We start from the raw sequence: 17,871 nt of genomic DNA on the forward strand, positions 1-17,871 counted from the left end.
TTCCCTCGGGTACCGGCCCCCTCTACCCTGACGGGTCGTCAGATCATGTGCCAGAGCCAGGAGGCGTCGATGTTGCTCGCGGGGAAGACGGTCGTCGTGTCGGGTGTCGGTCCGGGGCTCGGCCACCGGGTCGCGGAGACCGTCGTCCGGGACGGCGGGCACGCGGTGCTCGGGGCCCGTACGGCGGCGAACCTGGCCAGGTCGGCGGCGCAGATCGACCCGGAGGGCCGGAGCACGGCCCACCTGCCGACCGACATCACGGACGAGGGGCAGTGCGAGGCGCTGGCGGCGCTCGCGGTGGAGCGGTTCGGCGGAATCGACGCGGTGGTCCACGTCGCCGCGTGGGACAGCTGTTTCGGCGGGCTGCAGGACGCGGACTTCGCCACCTGGCAGGCGGTGATCGACGTGAACCTCCTGGGCACGCTGCGGATGACCCGGGCCTGCCTGCCCGCGCTCAAGGAGGGGGGCGGCTCGGTGGTGGTGATCGGCACCCAGTCCTCGGTGGCCGCGCCCTCCGAGGTGCGGCAGGCGGCGTACGCGGCGTCGAAGGGGGCGCTCACCTCGGCGATGTACTCGCTGGCGCGGGAGTTGGGCCCGCACCGCATCCGGGTCAACACCGTGCTGCCGGGCTGGATGTGGGGGCCGCCGGTACAGGCGTACGTACAGTTCGCGGCGGATTCCGAGGGCGTACCGGAGTCCGAGGTCCTGGACCGGCTCACCGCGCGGATGGCACTGCCGGAGCTGGCCACGGACGGGGACGTGGCGGAGGCCGTCGCGTTCCTGGCCTCCGACCGGGCCCGCGCGATCACGGGCCAGTCACTGCTGGTCAACGCGGGCGAGTTGATGCGCTGACGCGGCGATGCGGCGATGCGGTGATGTGCCGACGTACCGACCCGCCGACGTACCGACGTAGCGATGTGCAGGCCTTCCAACGTGCCGACGCGCCACCATGCCAACGTGCCGACGCGCCGACGCGTCGCCGAGGGAAGGTGCGGCCCGAACAGCCCCTCCGCCGAACGGCGTTACGTGCGCGGGTAGCGGGCCAGCCAGCCCGGGGCGACGGCGGACGGGGTGTGCAGGGCGGGCCCCTGGGTCATCTCCATCGCGAAGTCGTCGGCGAGTTGGAGCAGCGTGGCCCGCCCCTCCAGCTCCGCGAGCCAGGCCGGTGGCAGCGCGGTCTCGCCGTGCAGCGCGCCCAGCAGCGCCCCGCAGACCGAACCGGTGGCGCGGGAGGGCCCGCTGTGGTTCACCGCGAGCCGCAGCCCGTGCCGGATGTCCTCGCTGACCAGCGCGCAGTAGACCCCCACGGCGAGGACCTCCTCGGCGGCGTCGGTCGCCCCCAGCGCCTCGATCAGCGCGGGCCCCGGGATACCCTGCCGCACCGAGCCGAGGGCCTGGCGCAGGGCCTCGGTCACCGGTTCGTGGCCGGGGCGATCGGCCAGCAGGGCCAGAGTGTTCTGCACGGCAGCGTCCAGGCTCTCCCCGCGCGCGAGACCGTGCACCAGGACGGCGAAGGCGCCGGCGGCGTGCTGGGCCGCGGGGTGGCCGTGGGACTGGGCCGCGCACTCGACGGCCAGTTGCAGCACGAGCCCCGGTTCCCAGCCCACGAGGAGCCCGAACGGGGCGGACCGGGTGAGCGCGCCGGCGTCCCGGGCGGTGGGGTTCTTCGGCCGGTCGAGGGTGCCCATGACGGTGTCGCCGAAGCCGCCGAGGCACTCCCGGGTGGGATCGCGGCGGACGTAGAGCCACTCCTCGGCGGCCAGCCAGCCGTTGTCGTCGCGCCGTTCGTCGGGCCCCCAGTGGTGCTGGGTGGAGGCCCACCGCAGATGGGCCCGGTGCACGTCGGTGGGCGGGTGCCAGGCTCCGGTGTCGCGGCGGACCTGGGCGCGGATCAGGCCGTCCACGGTGAACAGGGTGAGCTGGGTGAGGGCGGTGACCGCGCCGCGTCTGCCGTGGGCGGGCACGTAGTCGGCGACCCCTTCGACGCCGTGGGCCGCGCGGATCTCCTCCAGGGCGAGCCCGCTGACCCCGGCGCCGAGCGCGTCCCCGACCGCCCCGCCGAGCAGGGCCCCGCGGACCCGGCTGCGGAAGTCCTGCTGCTCGGCCCGGCCCCAGACGGCCGCGGCGCCTGTGCTCACCCCGCCTCCTCCCCCGTCACCACGTGCTCGGCTGCGCGGGCCTCCGGAGGCGACCGCGCAAGCACTGTAATCGAACGGGAACGGACGGCAGAGGGGGCGGACCGGGGTACGTACGGGTATGTCGACGGACGTCCCGCAGGTCGTTTTTGACCGGGGCGGCCGGCGGGAAGGTCAGCCGCCGGACCGGTTCGGGCGTGCCGCGGTGGCCATCACGGCGTCGGCCAGTTCCTCGACCGTACGTCCGCCGCCGACGTCGAGGCGGGCCAGCCCCAGCGACTCGACCGCCTCCACCGTCCGCGTCTGGAAGCGGTGGGTCCGGGCCAGGAAGCGGTCCATGAGCAGCCGTTCCTCCTCCGAGGCGCGGGCGTAGCGCCCCGCCGTCCGCACCCGGTCCCGCAGGACGGCGTCGTCGGCGGTCAGCCACACGGCGGCCGTACGGGGGACCGTGAGCCGTGCGACTCGCTCGGGCAGGAGCGCGGAACCCTCCAGGACCAGGCCCGCCGAACCGGGGCGCGCACGGTCGGTGATCAGTCCCTCGATACGCGGCCAGAGCCGTTCGTAGTGGGCGAGGACGGAGGCGAGGAGTTCGTCGGGGGCCGAGGTCGCGTAGTGCTCGGCGACATGGGGCGGGACCTCGTGCTCCGGGGTCCGCCAGGGCCGTCCCGGGTGGCGGGCCAAGCCGTCCGTGGACCGGTGCTCGAACCCGAGCCGTTCCGCCAGCCTTCCGGCGACGGTCGACTTGCCGGTGTTCGAGGTTCCGCCGATCAGCACCACCCGCACATCGCGCATCCCCCGACCCTACGACTCCCCCGTGGCCCCCAACCGCTCCCGCTGCTCCCGGGCCCACGCGTAGCCCGGGTCCAGTTCCAGTGCCCGGTCCAGGTCCGCGCGGGCCTCGGCCGGGCGGTCCAGGGCCTCCAGGGCGAGGGCGCGGCTGCCGTGGGCCCAGGCGTACCCGGGCCGGGGGTTCAGAAATCGTCCGGCAGGATTCTGAAGTGCGTGTAGCGACCGGCAAGGGGCCTCAGCGCACGAAAGTCCCGGATGTCTCGGGTCAGCACGGTGTCCGTGTCGTACTCCGCCGCCAGGGCCACGTTGACCGCGTCCACGAGATCGAGGTTCAGAGACGCGTAGCGCGCCCGGACGGTGAGGGCCGCATCCAGGATCTCCGCCGTCGGCGGCTCCAGCACGATCCGGCGCGACCTGACGAGCCCCGTGATCGAGCGCAGGATGTGGTCAGCCGCACGGCGACCTGCACGGGACGTCGCCACGTGGTGCACCTCGGTGAGCGCGAGGGGACTGGCCACCAGTAGTCCGCACTTCCCAGCGGCTTGGCGCACTGCCGGGTGGGCCGGGTCACCGCTGTTGAACAGAGCCAGCAGTCCGGACGTATCGGCAATGACGATCACGCAGCGTGTCCCCGCCCGCGCGACTCGCCCGGCCCGAGCGCTCGGTCCATGGCACCCCGCACGTCATCACGCGTGACGGGCCCGCCCAGATCGAACGTCTCGTCGTCAGTGACGATCGGCTCGTCCCAGACGCGCTGAGCGAGGGCGATCCGGTGGATGCCCTCCCTGATCAGCTCCGCCTCGGACACGCCCAGGCGTGCGGCGGCCTCCTTGATCAGAGCGAGATCCTCGTCGTCCGCGTACACATTGGTCCGTTTCAGCGCCATATAGCCATGGTACAGGTCCTGTACCGGATGTGCAGGGTGTCGTCAGAGCGGCCCCAACCGCTCCCGCTGCTCCCGGGCCCACGCGTAGCCCGGGTCCAGTTCCAGCGCCCGGTCCAGGTCCGCGCGGGCCTCGGCCGGGCGGTCCAGGGCCTCCAGGGCGAGGGCGCGGCTGCCGTGCGCCCAGGCGTACCCGGGGTCCAGGGCGAGGGCCCGGTCGTAGCAGGCGACGGCCTCCTCGTGCCGGCCCGCCGCCCGGTACACCTCGCCCCGCTCCCCCTCCGTGCCCGGCCGCCCGGGGGCCAGCTCCTCGGCCCGGTCCAGGTCGGCGAGGGCGCCCACCGGGTCGCCCAGAGCGGTACGCACCCGGGCCCGCCGCACCAGCGCCCACGCGTACTCCGGCCACAGCGCGATCGCCCGGTCGAAGTCGTCGAGCGCGTCCTCGTGGCGGCCGAGTCCGTGGCGGACCAGGCCTCGGCTGCCCAGCGGGACCGCGTCGGACGGGTCCAGGGCGTGCGCCCGGTCCAGGACGGCCAGGGCCTCCTCCAACCGCCCCATCCGCCGGTACGTCTCCCCTCGCTCGCGCACCGCCCAGGCCCACGCGGGCGCGATCTCCTCCGCCCGGTCCAGATCCGCGAGCGCCTCCTCGTACCGGCCGAGCGACCGCAGGATCACCGCCCGGCCCTGGTGGGCGCGTTCGCTGCGCGGGTCGACGGCGACGGCCCGCCCGTGGTCAGAGAGCGCGGCGTCCAACTCCCCGGCCCGGAAGCGGTCCCAGGCCCGCACCACGAGGGCGGCCGCCCTGTCCCGGTCGGTCAGCTCGGCCCGGGTGAGCAGGAGGCCGAGCACGGCGGTGGGGCGGGGGCCGTGGTCCGTTATGGCGGCGAGCAGGTCGCGGCCCCACTCGCGCAGGAGTGCGCTGTCGGCGTCCTCGCCCGCCTCCGCGATGATCCGGGCCCAGTGCCGGGTACGGGACGGCCGCTGTTCGCACAGGGAGATCCCGGCGCGCAGGGCCTCGGGCAGCGCGGCGCGCGGGCGGGCGCAGAGCCGGTGGTAGAGCACTTCGAGGGCGGCCCGGCGCCAGGGCTGCTCGGCCCAGAGCCGTTCCGGGTCGATCCCCTCGCCCGCCGCGTCCCGGCGGGCGACGAAGGCGTCGGCGAGGCGGTCGTGCGCCGCCTTCCAGCGGCGCGGCGAACCGGTCCGCTGGAGGCGGAGCATCGGGGCCCGGACCACGGCGTGGTAGCGGGAGTGCCCGGAGTGGCGTTCGGCGACGAACGGCAGCTCGTGCAGCCAGCCGTACAGCTCCGGCACGGGGTACGAGCCGTCCTCGGGCGCCGCCACGGCGACGGCGACCAGGTCCTCGTCGAACCGGCGGGGCACGGCGCAGGCGAGCGCCGCCGCCCGCCGGACCGGGTCGCTCTCACCGGCCAGGAACCGTTCGACGGCGGTGGCGTTCGCCTCCCCGGCCGCACCGGGGTTGGCGGCGAGCGTGGACACCAGGACCGGCAGCCCGCCGGAGAGCCGCAGCACCTCCCGTACGACGGTCTCCGCCACCACCCCGCGTCCGTGCAGGAGTTGGCGCGACTCGGCCTCGGTGAACGGGGCGAGCGGCACGTCCGCGACCAGGCGGCCCCGGTCGCCCCAGTGCACCGGGTCCAGGCGTCGCTGCCCGGCCAGGGTCAGGACGAGGTTGGCGGGCAGGTCCCCGTACCGTCCGGCGGTGATCACGTCCGAGACCCACCGGTCGAGTTGGGGTGCGGTGCGCTCGTAGGTGTCCAGGAACAGGGCGATCCAGGGAACCGTGTCCGCGACCCGGTCGATCTCGGCGACGAACACCGGGGTGAGGGCCCGCAGCGGTTCGGCCAGCAGCCGGGCCTCCTCCTGCTGCTGCCGGGCCCGCCCGCCGAACACCGCCCGCAGCCCACCCGCGCCCCGGGCCAGGACCGCCGGGTCGATACCGCCCGCGAGCGCTCCGACGACCGGTATCGCGCCGGCCGCGATCAGCCCGGCCTGCGCGGCGGCGAGCGCTCCGGCCGAGGGCGCGCCGGGCTCCGCCTCGTTGTCGGCCGTGAGCCGCCCGGCCGCCTCGTGGACGGCGCGCCGGTGGACGGCGAGGAGCCGGTCGAGCGCCTTGAGCGGGTATCCCTGCTCGGCGAACTGCTCGGCGAAAGCGGCGAGTACGTCCGGCACGGAGTCGGCGCTCTCGTCGACCGACGCGGTGACGGCCCCGAACTCGGCTGCCGCGTCACGCCATTCGCGTACGAGTGAGGTCTTGCCGACACCGGCATTGCCCCGTACGTGGAAGACGAACCGATGGCGCGGGTCCTCCGGCGGGATGGTGAAGTTGCGCCGGTACAGGTCGAGTTCGGCTTGCCTGCCGACGAACGCGGCGCGCCGCTGCCCTTCGATGATCTGCTGGAGGGAGAGGCGGCGGGGACTGGTCGGCGGCATGGGGCCAGTCTGTCAGCGCCCGGTCCCGTCCGGCAGCCGCTGCCCCCGACTGCGCGCGACGGCCAGCACCTCGCCCGGGGACAGAACGGCCTGCGTCAACGCGAACCGTACGGCGACCTCCCCGGCGGCCTCGTCCGCCGGCACCTCCCGGGCCCCTTCAGCACGACGCTCGCATGCCCTCCGGGCGGGACGCGAGCCTCCGGGACGCCGCCCCTCGTGGCGCTGGCCTTCGTTGTCGCGCCGCTGACCTGAGTACCGGCGCTCATGCCCCCACCCCGCCCCCTGTCTAGCGTGAGCCGCATGGACACGGAAGCGACGACCTCCGCCCCGGCGGACACAGACCCCGCCCCAAGCTCACGCGGCTTCTACGGCTGCGCGATCGCGATGGTCGTCGCTGTCGTGCTGATCGCGCTCGCGGCGGCCGGGCTGAGCGACTTCGAGAAGGGGCTCGACGGGGACGGGCAGATGGAACAGCCCGGCCCGGAGGGCAGTTCGTCGCAGCCGCTCGGCGCAGGGATGACGGCCCGGTACGAGGACGGGTTGTGGGTCACCGTCAGCGCTGCCCGGCCCGAGGGCGACGGCGTCTACCGGCTGACCGTGACGTACGAGAACGACACCGACGGCGAGCTCCACCTCGGCCGCACCTCGCTCGACCGTCCGCTCGCCGTCAGGGGCGGCGCGGCGGACGAGGACGACACGTCGGACTACAGCACCTCCTGGGTGAACTCGGAACAGTCCGAGGACGCCCTCGCGCCGGTTCTCCCCGAGGGCGAGAGCCGCGTCGTGCCGGCCCTGGTCGAGCCGAGCCGTAAGGGGGCTCCGGTCACGGTCGAGGTCACACCCCCGCACTCCGGATACCGGGAGACCGCGTACTTCGAACTCTCCGTGGGATAGGCGGCGGCCCGCGCATGCGTGGGCCGCCGGGGCCGTTCCGCGTCGGGCCGGATGCGAGGACCGACCGGCACGAGGATCGACCACGACGAGGACCGACCGGCACGAGAACCGTGTTGACCGGTCCCGGCGGCCGGTGCTGAAGTCGGCAGGTGGACAGCATCCCCGCGAATCGGCGGCTCTGGAACAAGATCAGCGGTGACTACCAGCACGAGCACGACCCTCGCATCGGCGCCGCACCCCGGCTGTGGGGCATGTACTCCATCCCCGACACGCACCTGCGCGCCCTGGGCGACGTCGTCGGCAAGCGCGTCCTCGAACTCGGCTGCGGCGCCGGCCAGTGGTCCAGGGCCCTCGCCGCCGAGGGCGCCGACGTGGTGGGGTTCGACCTGGCGGAGACCCAACTCGCGGCAGCAGCCACCGCGATGGGAGCGAGCCGCTACCCGCTGGTGCAGGGCGCCGCTGAACAACTCCCCTTCGCCACCGCCAGCTTCGACCTGGTGTTCTGCGACTTCGGCGGACTCAGCTGGGCGCCCCCGCACCTGGCCGTCCCTCAAGCCGCACGCGTCCTGCGGCCGGGCGGGCGGCTCGTCTTCAACGTCGCCAGCCCCTGGTTCGAGGCGTGCTACGACGAACCCGCCGGCCGGGTGACCACGACGCTGCGGCAGGACTACTTCGGGCTGGCCGCCATCGCCGAGGGCGACGGCGCGACCAGCTACCAACTCACCTACGGTGATTGGGTCAGGGTCCTGCGCGGCGCGGGTCTGGTCATCGACGACCTCATCGAGCCGCGCCCCGAACGCGGAACCCTCAACGGCTACAACGAGACCGACCCGCCCGACTGGGCGCACCGCTGGCCGGCGGAGCTGCTCTGGGTCACCCACAAACCGAAGGCTCCGCACGCCGAGCGGTGACGGCACTCCCTCGCCGGCGCGACAGTGGCCTCCCCCTGACCCGTCGGCGCATCCTCCGCACGCCCATGGCTCCGGCGTGTGGCGTGTCGGCGGCTGGGGCTAAGGTTCGCAGCCATGGACGCTGACGATCTTGATGACCGCGCCCGAACGTTGACGGGCTGCGTTCCCCCACGGCTGGTGGCGCGGCTGCTCGAACGCGGTCATGAGCGCGAGGTGGAGCTCCAGGCCGGACGCGGGGAGTGGTTCTGCGCACTGGAGTGGGCGCGGCTGCTCGGGCGTCGGGGCCGACGCGAGCGGGCGTTGGAAGTGCTCGCTCCGTATGTCGCCACGCACTGGTGGCCGGCGGCCCGAGGCCAGGCGGAACTGCTGGAGGACTGGGGCCGGGCCGCAGAGGCGATCGCGCTGTCCCGCCCATACGCGGAGGCCGGTGACCGGTCGGCTCTGGTCTTCTTCGCGCGCCTGCTGGCCCGGCACGGTCGCGGCGCCGAGGCGTTTTCGCTCCTGCGCGCGGGGATCCAGGACTGGTTCCTCGCCGAATGTCTGGTCGACGTCGCCGAAGCGGCGGGCATGGACGAGGAAGCGGCGGCCCTGCTGGAAGCGCGCGTCGAAGGGGCGGCCCCCGCGTGCGACGATCCCGACTGCGGCAACCTCCGTAGGGAACCGTCCAACGCGGTCGACCTGCTCGCCACGATCAGGGAGCGCCAGGGCCGCATCGATGAGGCGATAGCCCTGCTGCACAGGCGCGAGACCACTTCCGTCAACGGCCGCGACCAACTGGCCGACCTGCTGGCCAGGCACGACAGGATCACGGAACTCCGCGCGTACGCGGCGTGCGAACACCACGGGCACGCCGTGCAGCGCCTCGCCGAAGTGCTGGAGGAACGCGGTGACATCGACGGCGCGATCGCCGCGTACCGTACGTTCGGCGCCACGCCGTCCGGCATGTGGCATGTGGTGGGAGAGCTGTCCGCGCTCCTGGTCCGGCACGGACGGAGTGACCAGGCGATCGAGGTGTTGCGTCTGCACACCGAACACGATCCGGAGGACTGGATCGTCCACCTTCTCTGCACCCTGTACGCCGACCACGGCCGGTCCCGGGAGGGTCTGACTCATCTCGATGCCATCAAGACGCGGAGCGACGGCAAGGAGGACTGGGCGCTCTTCCAGATGCGGCTCCCGCTCATGGCCGACTGCGGCCTCCTCGACGAAGCGATCGAGGCAGCACGGGCACATCCCGACGGCGACACCTGCTATGCGGCCTGGGCCGTGTCCGACCTGCTCGCCGGAGCGGGCCGCGCCGAGGAAGCCGCCGCGGTCCTCGAACAGCACCCGAAGTTCAACAGCTCCCTCCGTGCCGAACGCCTCATCGATCTCGGCCTCGTCCAGGACGCGGTACGACTCCTCCAGCAGCCGAGGGGCGGACCGACCCCGCCCGCCCCGGAGCTCACCCACTCCGACGCATCACCCTTCTGACCGCCGGGGCCGGTACAGCGACCGTGGGCGCCGGGCCCGCCGGGGACAGGGGCGGGCCACGGCGTCGCGCGGCTGCCGGGGACGCACCGGGCTGGCGTGGTGAACTTCCGCGTCAGGCCCAGGGGTCGAAGGGGATGCCGGCGGGCTTGGCGTTGTTCAGCAGGTTCCGGAAGCGGTTGTCCTTGTCGGTGACCTTGATGGTCGCGGCGCCGAAGTCGGCGTTCATGAGCTTGTCGCGCAACCCGGCGCTGGGGAAACCGTTCCAGTCGACGATCGGGGGGTAGCGCCAGGTGCCGTAGTGGTTCTCCGGCGGCTCGTCGTTGCCGTTGGCGAGCCGGAAGAAGTGCGTGCTCGGCCCGTCCTTGTGGTAGACGGCCTTCGGATGCGTGCCTTCGAACCGCACCTGCGAGCGCGGGTAGGTCTTGACGGTGCTGTGCTGGGTCGTCGAAACGTGGTCCACCTGGTTGGACGCCTGGTTGACCCACGAGATCACATGCTCGAAGTCGTGGCGGTGGCCGCCGAGTCCGCTGCCGTGGACGGCCTGGTCCTTCTCGAAGTAGCTCGCGTAGACGATGCCGCACCAGCCGTTGTTGCACAGGGAGCGGGCGTACGTCTGGGAGTTGTCCAGGTCCCAACGGTCCCGGCAACTGCCGTTGATCGCGCCGGTCGTCTTCAACCCGGGCGCGAGGGTGCCGTCCGGGCCGATGGCGGGGGTGGCGTAGCAGCCGTCCCCGTCGTAGTCGTAGGCCGGAGAGAAGGTCTGCTCGTACCCTCCGGCGTTCTGCGGGAGGCTGCCCGGCGGATCGGCGTGGGCGGTGGACGAGGCGCCGAGCACGAGGAGCCCGGCGGCGGCGAGGACGGCGGCGGCGCGGCCGACTCGACGGGCGCGTACGGGAAGAGAGCAGGACGGATTCGCGTGCGCACCACTACGGTCCTGGCGGGGCATGTCCGGCATGGGCGAGGTTCGCATGATGTATCGCTCCTTACTCAGCAGCACGTCACGGCAGGAGTGACTCGCCCACGAGTTGCCCGGGTCATGACAGAACGAAACGACGGGCCGTTCCCGCTCCGTCCGGTGACACGTGACCACTGCCGGCCCAGCAGACGACCAAGGAGCGAAGGCAGCGTGGGCCGACAGTCCCATGGCGGAAGAGGACTCGGCGTGAGGCTCGACGGAGGACGCATGATCGAGCCGGCGGGTTGGCGGGGGGGTGTCGGACAGTGACGTGCTCTCCGGCGGGAGGGGGAGCGGGCTTCGCCGGGGGGGGCGGCGAGGCCCGCTCGGACCGCTGGGCGTGACGGGCGTTCAGAGCAGATCGCGTGCCATGAAGGCGTCCGCCTCTTCCCAGTCGATGAAGCGGCAGGCGCCGGTGACCAGGTGGACCGCCACCGGCAGGTTTCCGCCGAGCTGCATGCCTTCGTGTCCGTTGTCGAGATAGTCGATGTGGTCGTAGGGGGCGATGAACTGCTCCCCGTCGACGAAGCAGTACTCGGGGATGATCCGGACCGAAGAGGACTGTCCCCAGGACCGGCTCTCGCCCGCGAGGAACTCCGCCGCTCTGCGCTCGGCCTGCTCCTTGTCGAGCATGTCGGGTTGCTCCTCTTCAGGTAGTCGCGGCGGTGGCCGGTTTCCGGGCCAGGAAGCCGGCCACCGGACGCTTCGCGCCCTCCTCGGGCGTCTGCAGGGTGCGTGCCGCGATCGCGAAACCCGCCCGCTCCAGCAGCTCGGCGATCCGGTCCTCGGGCAGCCGATAGCTGTCGAACGGGGCGGAGTCGCCGCCGTATCCGTACCTGCGGTGCTGGTGCCCCTCGTCGCCGACGCGGGTGACCAGGAGCAGATGCCCGCCGGGTGCGAGTGCCCGCAGGAACTCCCCGTACACCGCCGGAAGTTCGTCCGGGGGCAGGTGGTGCGTGGAGTAGAACGCCAGGACGCCGCCGAGTTCGCCGTCGCCCGCGGCCAGCGCGGACATCGGCCCGACGTCGAACCGCAGCTCCGGGTGGGCGGCGCGGGCCAGCTCGACCATCCTCGGCGACAGGTCGACCCCGAAGACCGGGACGCCGAGCCCGGACAGGTACGCGGTCACCTTGCCCGGCCCGCACCCCACATCCGCCGCAGGCCCGATCCCCGCCGACGTGACGAGTTCGGCGAAGGCCCCCAGGACGGCGCGCGACAGGGGGTCCAGTGCGACGGCGGGACCCTCCACGGTCCGGGCGTAGTCGGCGGCGACGGCGTCGTACGACTGCCGGACCGCATCCAGGTGCGAGGGGAGTTCGATCACCCCGCGACCGTACGTCGACTCGCGGCAGCCGACCACAGGTGTGACCGAGTTGTGTTGATCACCCTCCGAAGCGCTCACACGGCGGGCAAGTTGCTAACGTGCACGGCGAAGCCTTCACAGTCGGTCACGCGCGGGGGACGGTTCGGTTCATGGCCTGGGACGAGTGGGAACAGCTCAAAAGCGAAGCGGCGGCGAGGAATCACGCCTCTATGCGGCTCAACGAGGCGGCGCCTGCCGGAGGCGGCAGCGCGGGCAACGGCGATCTGATCGTCCATGACGACGAACTGGGCAAGATGGGCGACACCGCGTACGAGCTGCGCCAGAAGTTCGGTGTCGACAGCGACCACGCCCGCCCCAGCACGTTCACGGCGTCGGTCGATCTGTTCAACGACGGACTCGACATGGGCGCGGCCCTGACTGAGCTGCACGACGCGTGGAACAGCCAGACGAAGACGCTCAAGGACGCCTGCGCGCACATCTCCAACCACTTCGACTACACCCGCGCCCAGCACGCCAAGGATCAGGTGAAGGTCGCGACGAGCATGCCGGTTTCGAAGATCGACGATTACATAAAGTAACTTTCGCGAATGGGGAAGAACTCGCGAACAGCGCACGGGGACTGGGCACCACATGGCAACCGAGACAATGACCGCGCAGGAACTGACGGATCTGCGGCTGGGCACCCTCGACACCGCGGTCACGGACTGGGAGACCATGTCCAAGCGTCTCAAGACGCTCTCCACCGGCGAGGGGGGCGGGGTGAACGCCCAGCGGCTCCGGGCGGAGGCGACCGCCGCCGACTGGAGCGGCGTCAACGCAGGCGTCACCAGGGACTTCGTCACCAAGACCGCCGCCGAGTTCCAGGACGTGGCCGGTCAGGCCACGAGCGTGCTCGGCATCCTGCGCGACGCCGGCGCGGCGTTCAAGAGGCACAAGGCCGACCTGCGCACGGTCATCGACGACGTCGCCAAGCGGAACATCTACATCAACGCCAAGGGCGGGGCCGTGGCCTCCGTGCCCTCGGGTGCGGCAGCGGGCAGCGGGGACATCCCCACCCCCAGCGACGAGGAACTCGCCGTCGCGGAGAGCCGGGTGAAGCGGGTCCTTCGGGAGGCGAGCGAGACCGACCGCATCGCGGCCCGCGCCCTGCGCGCCCTCGCCAGGAACAAGCACGACTTCACCGGCGACGGCCCCGGCGGGATCAAGGAGGCCGACGACCGGCAGGGCAAGGCCGACGCCGACTACTGGGCGAGGAGAGTGAAGGAGAGCGACCCCTCGGAGTGGAGCGCCGAGGAGATCGAGCGCTTCAACGAGACGCTGATCTCCCAGCGCGACAACCCGGGCTTCAGCGAGCGGTTCGCCACCACACTGGGCGCTGACGGCACCCTGCAGTTCTGGCGGGACATCGCCGACCCGGGGCAGGGGAAGACCCCCGAGGGCGAGCGGGCCAAGATCCTCGGCCGGCTCCAGCAGAACCTCAGCATGTCCCTGGCGACCGCGTCCCATGTGGACAGCCCGGCGATGGACACCTGGAAGAGGGAGATCATCGCCTCGGGCGGCAAGCAGTTCGGCCACGAGGGCATCATGGTGAAGCCGTACGGCTTCCAGATCATGAGCAACCTCATGGTCAAGGGCAAGTTCGACAGCGGCTTCCTCGACGACTACGGCAGCGCGATACGCACGTTCGAGCAGTCCAAGGGCAGTCAGTTCAACCCGGCGGCCGTCTGGGGCAACCCCGGCATCGCGGCCCAGCTCGACTACACGGGGGAGGGCGGCACCCCGGGCAGCGACCCCATGGCGGGCTACCTCAAGGCCGTGTCGCACAACCCGGACTTCGCGACGGACCTGTTCCTCAAGCGACTCCCCGACGACAGCGGCGATCCGAACGCACCGACGAGGACGATGGCCGACTACCTGCTCTCCGAGCGGGAGTTCTACGACGAGGACGATCCCTTCGGCGAGGGTGACGGCACCATGCAGTCGCGGGACGCCCTCGGCAAGGCTCTGCTGGCCGCCGGCACCGGCCTGAACCCCGATGTGCCCGCCGTGGTCACCGATTACGACCGCACGCCCGAACAGCGGGAGGTCCTGGACAAGTCCCTGGGCCTGCTGGCCGGCAAGAAGGACGACTTCCCGCCCGAACTCCGCGACGACATGGCCGCCCTGCTCGCCAACCACGGCGACAAGGTGCACCAGTCGGCCAGCTCGCTGAACTCGGGAGACAGCGCGCTCGACTACAAGGATCTCCTCCAGGTGTCGAAGCAGGTGTCCCGGGACCAGGACGCCTACGGCCTGCTCATGGAGGGGGTGAACCAGGCGATCATCGCCGACATGCACGCTCCGCACGAAGGCGACCCGAAGGAGGAGCTGCTGCGAGCCGGTCAGACGGTCGGGTTCATGGAGTCGGCGCGCTACCACGCCCTGGACACGGACAAGGACGATCCGTCCTGGCCGGCCAAGTGGGCGTACCACGGCGCGGGCGGCGTGGTGAACTTCGTCCCGGTGGTGGGAGACGCGTTGCAGCGCGGTGTGGATGCCGGGGCCTACGCCTGGCAGATGGAGGAGCAGGCGCGCATCGACGACGAACTCGCCATCGACAAGAGTGAGAACTTCCAGAGCCGTCAGGCGTACCTCACCGCTCTCGGCGAGGAGTGGAGCCGCGTCAACCCGGGCCACAAGCTCTCGGCGGACGGCGATGAGTACCTGAGGCAGATGGACATCTCGCTCGCCGCCCTGAACGGGAACAAGAGCGCCAACGGAATGGTGGGATCATCATGACCGGAAAGCCGCGGGCCTCCGCCGCCCGCCTCTCCCTCGCCGTCCTCCTCCTCACCGGCGTCGCGGCATGCGGCGATCCGCAGGAGTACACCGTCCCCAGTAAGGCCTGCGACCGGGACGTCAGCAAGGACGAGCTGGGAGCCCTCTTGCCCAGCGGCGCGGAGCTGAGCGACGAGCCATGGGTGTCCGACAAGTCGTTCTCCTGCCAGATCTACGTCGACGGCCTGACGCAACTCGCCTTCACCGAGCATTCCGGGCAACGGAAGTTCGACGTGTCGGCGGACGCCAAGAGCGGCAGGCTCGGGGGCTTCGACCAGCTCCGGGCCTCGGATGTCAGCGACAACGCCGTGGTCTCCCACACCCGGTCCGTGGTGATGGCCCCGTGCCCGAAGGCCGGAAGGAACTACATCCTCGACCTGGAGCTGCCGAACGCCGAGGGCGACCACAGCGACGCCATCGAGCGGTTCGTCAGGTCGTACCTGCCGACCGGGCTCGCCGCCATGGGCTGCTGAGCGGGGAGGGGGCGGAAGGCGAAGCCCCCGGCCCCTCCCCCTCCCTCAGTTCGGCAGCACCGGCAGCAGCTCCGGCAGGTGCCCGTCCGACGCCGTGGCCGCCGCGACCCGTTCGGCCGGGACCTCGCCGTAGAGCGTCGTACGGGGGCGGGACGGGCGGCCCGCCAGGTCGGCGATGGCCTTCAGGCCCTGGATCGAGCGGTACGAGCCGTAACTCGACCCGGCCATACGGGAGATGGTCTCCTCCATCAACGTGCCGCCCAGGTCGTTCGCGCCCGAGCGGAGCATCTCCGCCGCACCCTCCGTGCCGAGCTTCACCCAACTCGTCTGGATGTTGGTGATGTGCGGATGGAGCAGGAGCCGCGCCATCGCGGTGACGGCCCGGTTGTCGCGGTCCGTCGGGCCCGGGCGGGCGATGCCGGCCAGGTAGACCGGGGCGTTGGTGTGGATGAAGGGGAGGGTGACGAACTCCGTCAACCCGCCCGTCTCCTGCTGGAGTCGGGCCAGCGTACGGAAGTGGCCGAGCCAGTGGCGGGGCTGGTCGACGTGCCCGTACATCATCGTGGAGGACGAGCGCAGCCCCACCTCGTGCGCCGTCCTGATGACCTCCAGCCAGGTTGCGGTGGGCAGTTTGCCCTTGGTGAGGACCCAGCGGACCTCGTCGTCCAGGATCTCCGCCGCCGTACCGGGGATCGAGTCGAGCCCGGCCTCCTTGGCGGCGGTCAGCCAGTCACGGATCGACATGCCGGTACGGGTCGCCCCGTTGACGACCTCCATCGGGGAGAACGCGTGGACGTGCATACCGGGGACGCGTTCCTTCACCGCCCGCGCGATGTCGAAGTACGCCGTCCCGGGCAGGTCCGGGTGGATGCCGCCCTGCATGCAGACCTCGACCGCGCCGACGTCCCACGCCTGTGCCGCCCGGTCCGCGACCTGGTCCAGGGAGAGCGTGTACGCGTCGGCGTCGGTGCGGCGCTGGGCGAAGGCGCAGAAACGGCAGCCGGTGTAGCAGACGTTGGTGAAGTTGATGTTCCGCGTGACGATGTACGTGACGTCGTCCCCGACCACGTCCCGCCGCAACGCGTCGGCGATCCGGCACAGTTCGTCCAGGGCGGGGCCGTCCGCGTGGAGCAGGGCGAGGGCCTGGTCGTCGGTGAGCTTCGTCGGGTCGTCGGCGGCCTGGCCAAGCGCCTGGCGTACGTCGGCGTCGATGCGGGAGGGGACCATGCCGGGGGCGGCCGCCTCGCGGAGCGCCTCCCAGTCCCCGTACACCACGTCGAAGTCGTCGCGGCGGTCGCCGGTGCGGCCCTCGGTGTCGATGGTGGCGTGCAGGTCGGTGCGGCCGGTGGAGGTGAAGCCCTCGTCCGGCTCCTGCCAGGGCAGGCCGGCGGGGATCGCGCCTTCGCGGGCGAGGCCCGTCTCCGGGTCGGCCAGGGCGCGGACGTGCGGGAGGAGCCGGGGATCGAGCCAGGGCTCGCCGCGCTGGATGAACTCCGGGTAGATGGTGAGCCGTTCGCGGAGCTCGAAGCCCGATTCCGCCGTCCTGCGGGCCAGTTCGTCGATGTGCGGCCAGGGGCGCTCGGGGTTCACGTGGTCGGGGGTGAGCGGGGAGACGCCGCCCCAGTCGTCGATGCCCGCGCCGATGAGGAGCGCGTACTCGGCGTCCACCAGGTTCGGCGGGGCCTGGATGCGGGCGGACGGCCCGAGGATGTGCCGGGCCACCGCGATGGCGGCGGCCAGCTCCTCCAGTTCGGCGTCGGGCATCCCGCGCATCGCCGTGTCCGGCTTGGCGCGGAAGTTCTGCACGATGACTTCCTGGATGCCGTGGTAGGCGCGGGCAGTCTTCCGCAGCTCGAAGAGGGAATCGGCACGCTCCTCGTAGGACTCCCCGATCCCGATCAGGATGCCGGTGGTGAACGGCACGTTGGAACGTCCCGCGTCCTCCAGCACGCGCAGCCGCACGGCCGGCTCCTTGTCCGGTGAACCGTGGTGCGGGCCGCCGGGCTCGGACCACAGGCGGGTCGCTGTCGTCTCCAGCATCATCCCCATCGAGGGGGCGACCGGCTTCAGCCGCTGGAGGTCGGTCCAGGTCAGGACGCCCGGGTTGAGGTGGGGCAGCAGGCCCGTCTCCTCCAGGACCCGGATCGCCATGGCCCGTACGTACGCGAGGGTGTCGTCGTACCCCTCCGCCTCCAGCCACTCCCGCGCCTCGGGCCAGCGGTCCTCGGGGCGGTCGCCGAGCGTGAACAGCGCTTCCTTGCAGCCCATCGCCGCACCCTCGCGGGCGATCTTCAGCACCTCGTCGGGCGAGAGGAACATGCCGTGCCCGGCGCGGCGGAGCTTGCCGGGCACGGTGACGAACGTGCAGTAGTGGCACCGGTCGCGGCAGAGGCGGGTGAGCGGGATGAAGACCTTGCGCGAGTACGTGATCACCCCCGGCCGGCCCGCCGCCTCCAGGCCCGCGTTCCGCACCCGGGCGGCGGAGGCCGCGAGGTCCGTCAGATCGTCGCCGCGCGCCTGGAGCAGGACGGCGGCCTCGGTCACGTCGAGGGCGACGCCGTCGCGGGCCCGTTTGAGCGCGCGTCGCATGGCGTTGGTGGTCGGGCGTCCGCTCTGAGGATCGGGATCGGTCATGAACCGAGCATACGAGCGAGGCGCGCGCCGCGGACCGGGGCGTCGGGTCCGGACCGGCCCCGACCTGCTCGTTCCGGTGCGGCCCGCTCGTTCCGGTGGTCCTGGGCGACCCGCCCGGCCGGTCACCCGCCC

Annotated in this window: 17 protein-coding genes; 7 read left to right on the top strand and 10 right to left on the bottom strand. The window is 72.1% G+C overall.

Annotated features, from left to right (window positions below):
• Positions 1–69 precede the first annotated feature (69 nt).
• On the top strand, positions 70–852 hold the full coding sequence (locus tag IF19_RS0107420; RefSeq protein ID WP_030115638.1) for an SDR family oxidoreductase: 783 nt from the start codon (positions 70–72) through the stop codon (positions 850–852).
• A 170-nt stretch (positions 853–1,022) separates the two neighbouring features.
• On the opposite strand, the gene IF19_RS0107425 is transcribed toward IF19_RS0107420, so the two are convergent.
• The 6 genes from IF19_RS0107425 to IF19_RS0107450 form a co-directional block, all read right to left on the bottom strand.
• Positions 1,023–2,138 (bottom strand): ADP-ribosylglycohydrolase family protein, encoded by a 1,116-nt coding sequence (locus tag IF19_RS0107425; protein WP_030115639.1) that lies wholly within the window; start codon positions 2,136–2,138, stop codon positions 1,023–1,025.
• A gap of 171 nt (positions 2,139–2,309) precedes the next feature.
• Positions 2,310–2,927: an AAA family ATPase gene (locus IF19_RS0107430; protein WP_030115640.1), complete on the bottom strand. Its 618-nt coding sequence runs from the start codon at positions 2,925–2,927 to the stop codon at positions 2,310–2,312.
• Positions 2,928–3,106: 179 nt separating this feature from the next.
• On the bottom strand, positions 3,107–3,544 hold the full coding sequence (locus IF19_RS0107435) for a type II toxin-antitoxin system VapC family toxin (RefSeq protein ID WP_030112187.1): 438 nt from the start codon (positions 3,542–3,544) through the stop codon (positions 3,107–3,109).
• Positions 3,541–3,810, bottom strand: a complete 270-nt coding sequence (locus IF19_RS0107440; protein ID WP_030112188.1) for a ribbon-helix-helix domain-containing protein — start codon at positions 3,808–3,810, stop codon at positions 3,541–3,543. The genes IF19_RS0107435 and IF19_RS0107440 overlap by 4 nt, the downstream gene beginning before the upstream one ends.
• A gap of 42 nt (positions 3,811–3,852) precedes the next feature.
• Positions 3,853–6,258, bottom strand: a complete 2,406-nt coding sequence (locus IF19_RS0107445) for a tetratricopeptide repeat protein (protein WP_030276218.1) — start codon at positions 6,256–6,258, stop codon at positions 3,853–3,855.
• Between the two features lie 12 nt (positions 6,259–6,270).
• Positions 6,271–6,402, bottom strand: a complete 132-nt coding sequence (locus IF19_RS0107450) for a hypothetical protein (RefSeq protein ID WP_372340794.1) — start codon at positions 6,400–6,402, stop codon at positions 6,271–6,273.
• 156 nt (positions 6,403–6,558) lie between these two features.
• On the opposite strand from IF19_RS0107450, the gene IF19_RS0107455 reads away from it, so the two are divergent.
• The 3 genes from IF19_RS0107455 (at position 6,559) to IF19_RS0107465 (ending at position 9,536) form a co-directional block, all read left to right on the top strand.
• The gene (locus IF19_RS0107455; protein WP_106973598.1) at positions 6,559–7,152 is read left to right on the top strand and encodes a hypothetical protein; all 594 of its coding nucleotides are present in this window, start codon (positions 6,559–6,561) and stop codon (positions 7,150–7,152) included.
• A gap of 149 nt (positions 7,153–7,301) precedes the next feature.
• Complete coding sequence (locus IF19_RS0107460) at positions 7,302–8,063, top strand: class I SAM-dependent methyltransferase (protein ID WP_030276220.1); 762 nt, start codon at positions 7,302–7,304, stop codon at positions 8,061–8,063.
• 114 nt (positions 8,064–8,177) lie between these two features.
• The gene (locus IF19_RS0107465; protein ID WP_050493714.1) at positions 8,178–9,536 is read left to right on the top strand and encodes a tetratricopeptide repeat protein; all 1,359 of its coding nucleotides are present in this window, start codon (positions 8,178–8,180) and stop codon (positions 9,534–9,536) included.
• Between the two features lie 112 nt (positions 9,537–9,648).
• On the opposite strand, the gene IF19_RS0107470 is transcribed toward IF19_RS0107465, so the two are convergent.
• From IF19_RS0107470 to IF19_RS0107480, 3 genes are all read right to left on the bottom strand, one after another.
• Positions 9,649–10,506 carry an NPP1 family protein gene (locus tag IF19_RS0107470; protein WP_030115647.1) on the bottom strand — a complete coding sequence of 286 codons (858 nt, stop codon included), beginning with the start codon at positions 10,504–10,506 and terminating at the stop codon, positions 9,649–9,651.
• Between the two features lie 336 nt (positions 10,507–10,842).
• Positions 10,843–11,124, bottom strand: coding sequence for a hypothetical protein (locus IF19_RS0107475; protein WP_030115648.1), 282 nt, complete (start codon positions 11,122–11,124; stop codon positions 10,843–10,845).
• Between the two features lie 16 nt (positions 11,125–11,140).
• On the bottom strand, positions 11,141–11,815 hold the full coding sequence (locus IF19_RS0107480; RefSeq protein WP_372340795.1) for a class I SAM-dependent methyltransferase: 675 nt from the start codon (positions 11,813–11,815) through the stop codon (positions 11,141–11,143).
• 149 nt (positions 11,816–11,964) lie between these two features.
• Between IF19_RS0107480 and IF19_RS0107485 the strand changes: the two genes are divergently transcribed.
• Genes IF19_RS0107485 through IF19_RS0107495 form a run of 3 tightly spaced genes read left to right on the top strand, consistent with a single transcriptional unit; the run spans position 11,965 to position 15,105 of the window.
• The gene (locus IF19_RS0107485; RefSeq protein ID WP_030115650.1) at positions 11,965–12,393 is read left to right on the top strand and encodes a hypothetical protein; all 429 of its coding nucleotides are present in this window, start codon (positions 11,965–11,967) and stop codon (positions 12,391–12,393) included.
• A 52-nt stretch (positions 12,394–12,445) separates the two neighbouring features.
• On the top strand, positions 12,446–14,593 hold the full coding sequence (locus tag IF19_RS0107490; RefSeq protein WP_030115651.1) for a hypothetical protein: 2,148 nt from the start codon (positions 12,446–12,448) through the stop codon (positions 14,591–14,593).
• Positions 14,590–15,105 (top strand): hypothetical protein, encoded by a 516-nt coding sequence (locus IF19_RS0107495; protein WP_030115652.1) that lies wholly within the window; start codon positions 14,590–14,592, stop codon positions 15,103–15,105. Before IF19_RS0107490 ends, IF19_RS0107495 begins: the two co-directional genes overlap by 4 nt.
• A 45-nt stretch (positions 15,106–15,150) precedes the next feature.
• On the opposite strand, the gene IF19_RS0107500 is transcribed toward IF19_RS0107495, so the two are convergent.
• Positions 15,151–17,739, bottom strand: a complete 2,589-nt coding sequence (locus tag IF19_RS0107500) for a bifunctional FO biosynthesis protein CofGH (RefSeq protein WP_030276222.1) — start codon at positions 17,737–17,739, stop codon at positions 15,151–15,153.
• Positions 17,740–17,871: the final 132 nt, after the last annotated feature.

The sequence above is a fragment of the Streptomyces californicus genome, from assembly GCF_000717645.1.
GTDB lineage: Bacteria > Actinomycetota > Actinomycetes > Streptomycetales > Streptomycetaceae > Streptomyces > Streptomyces californicus.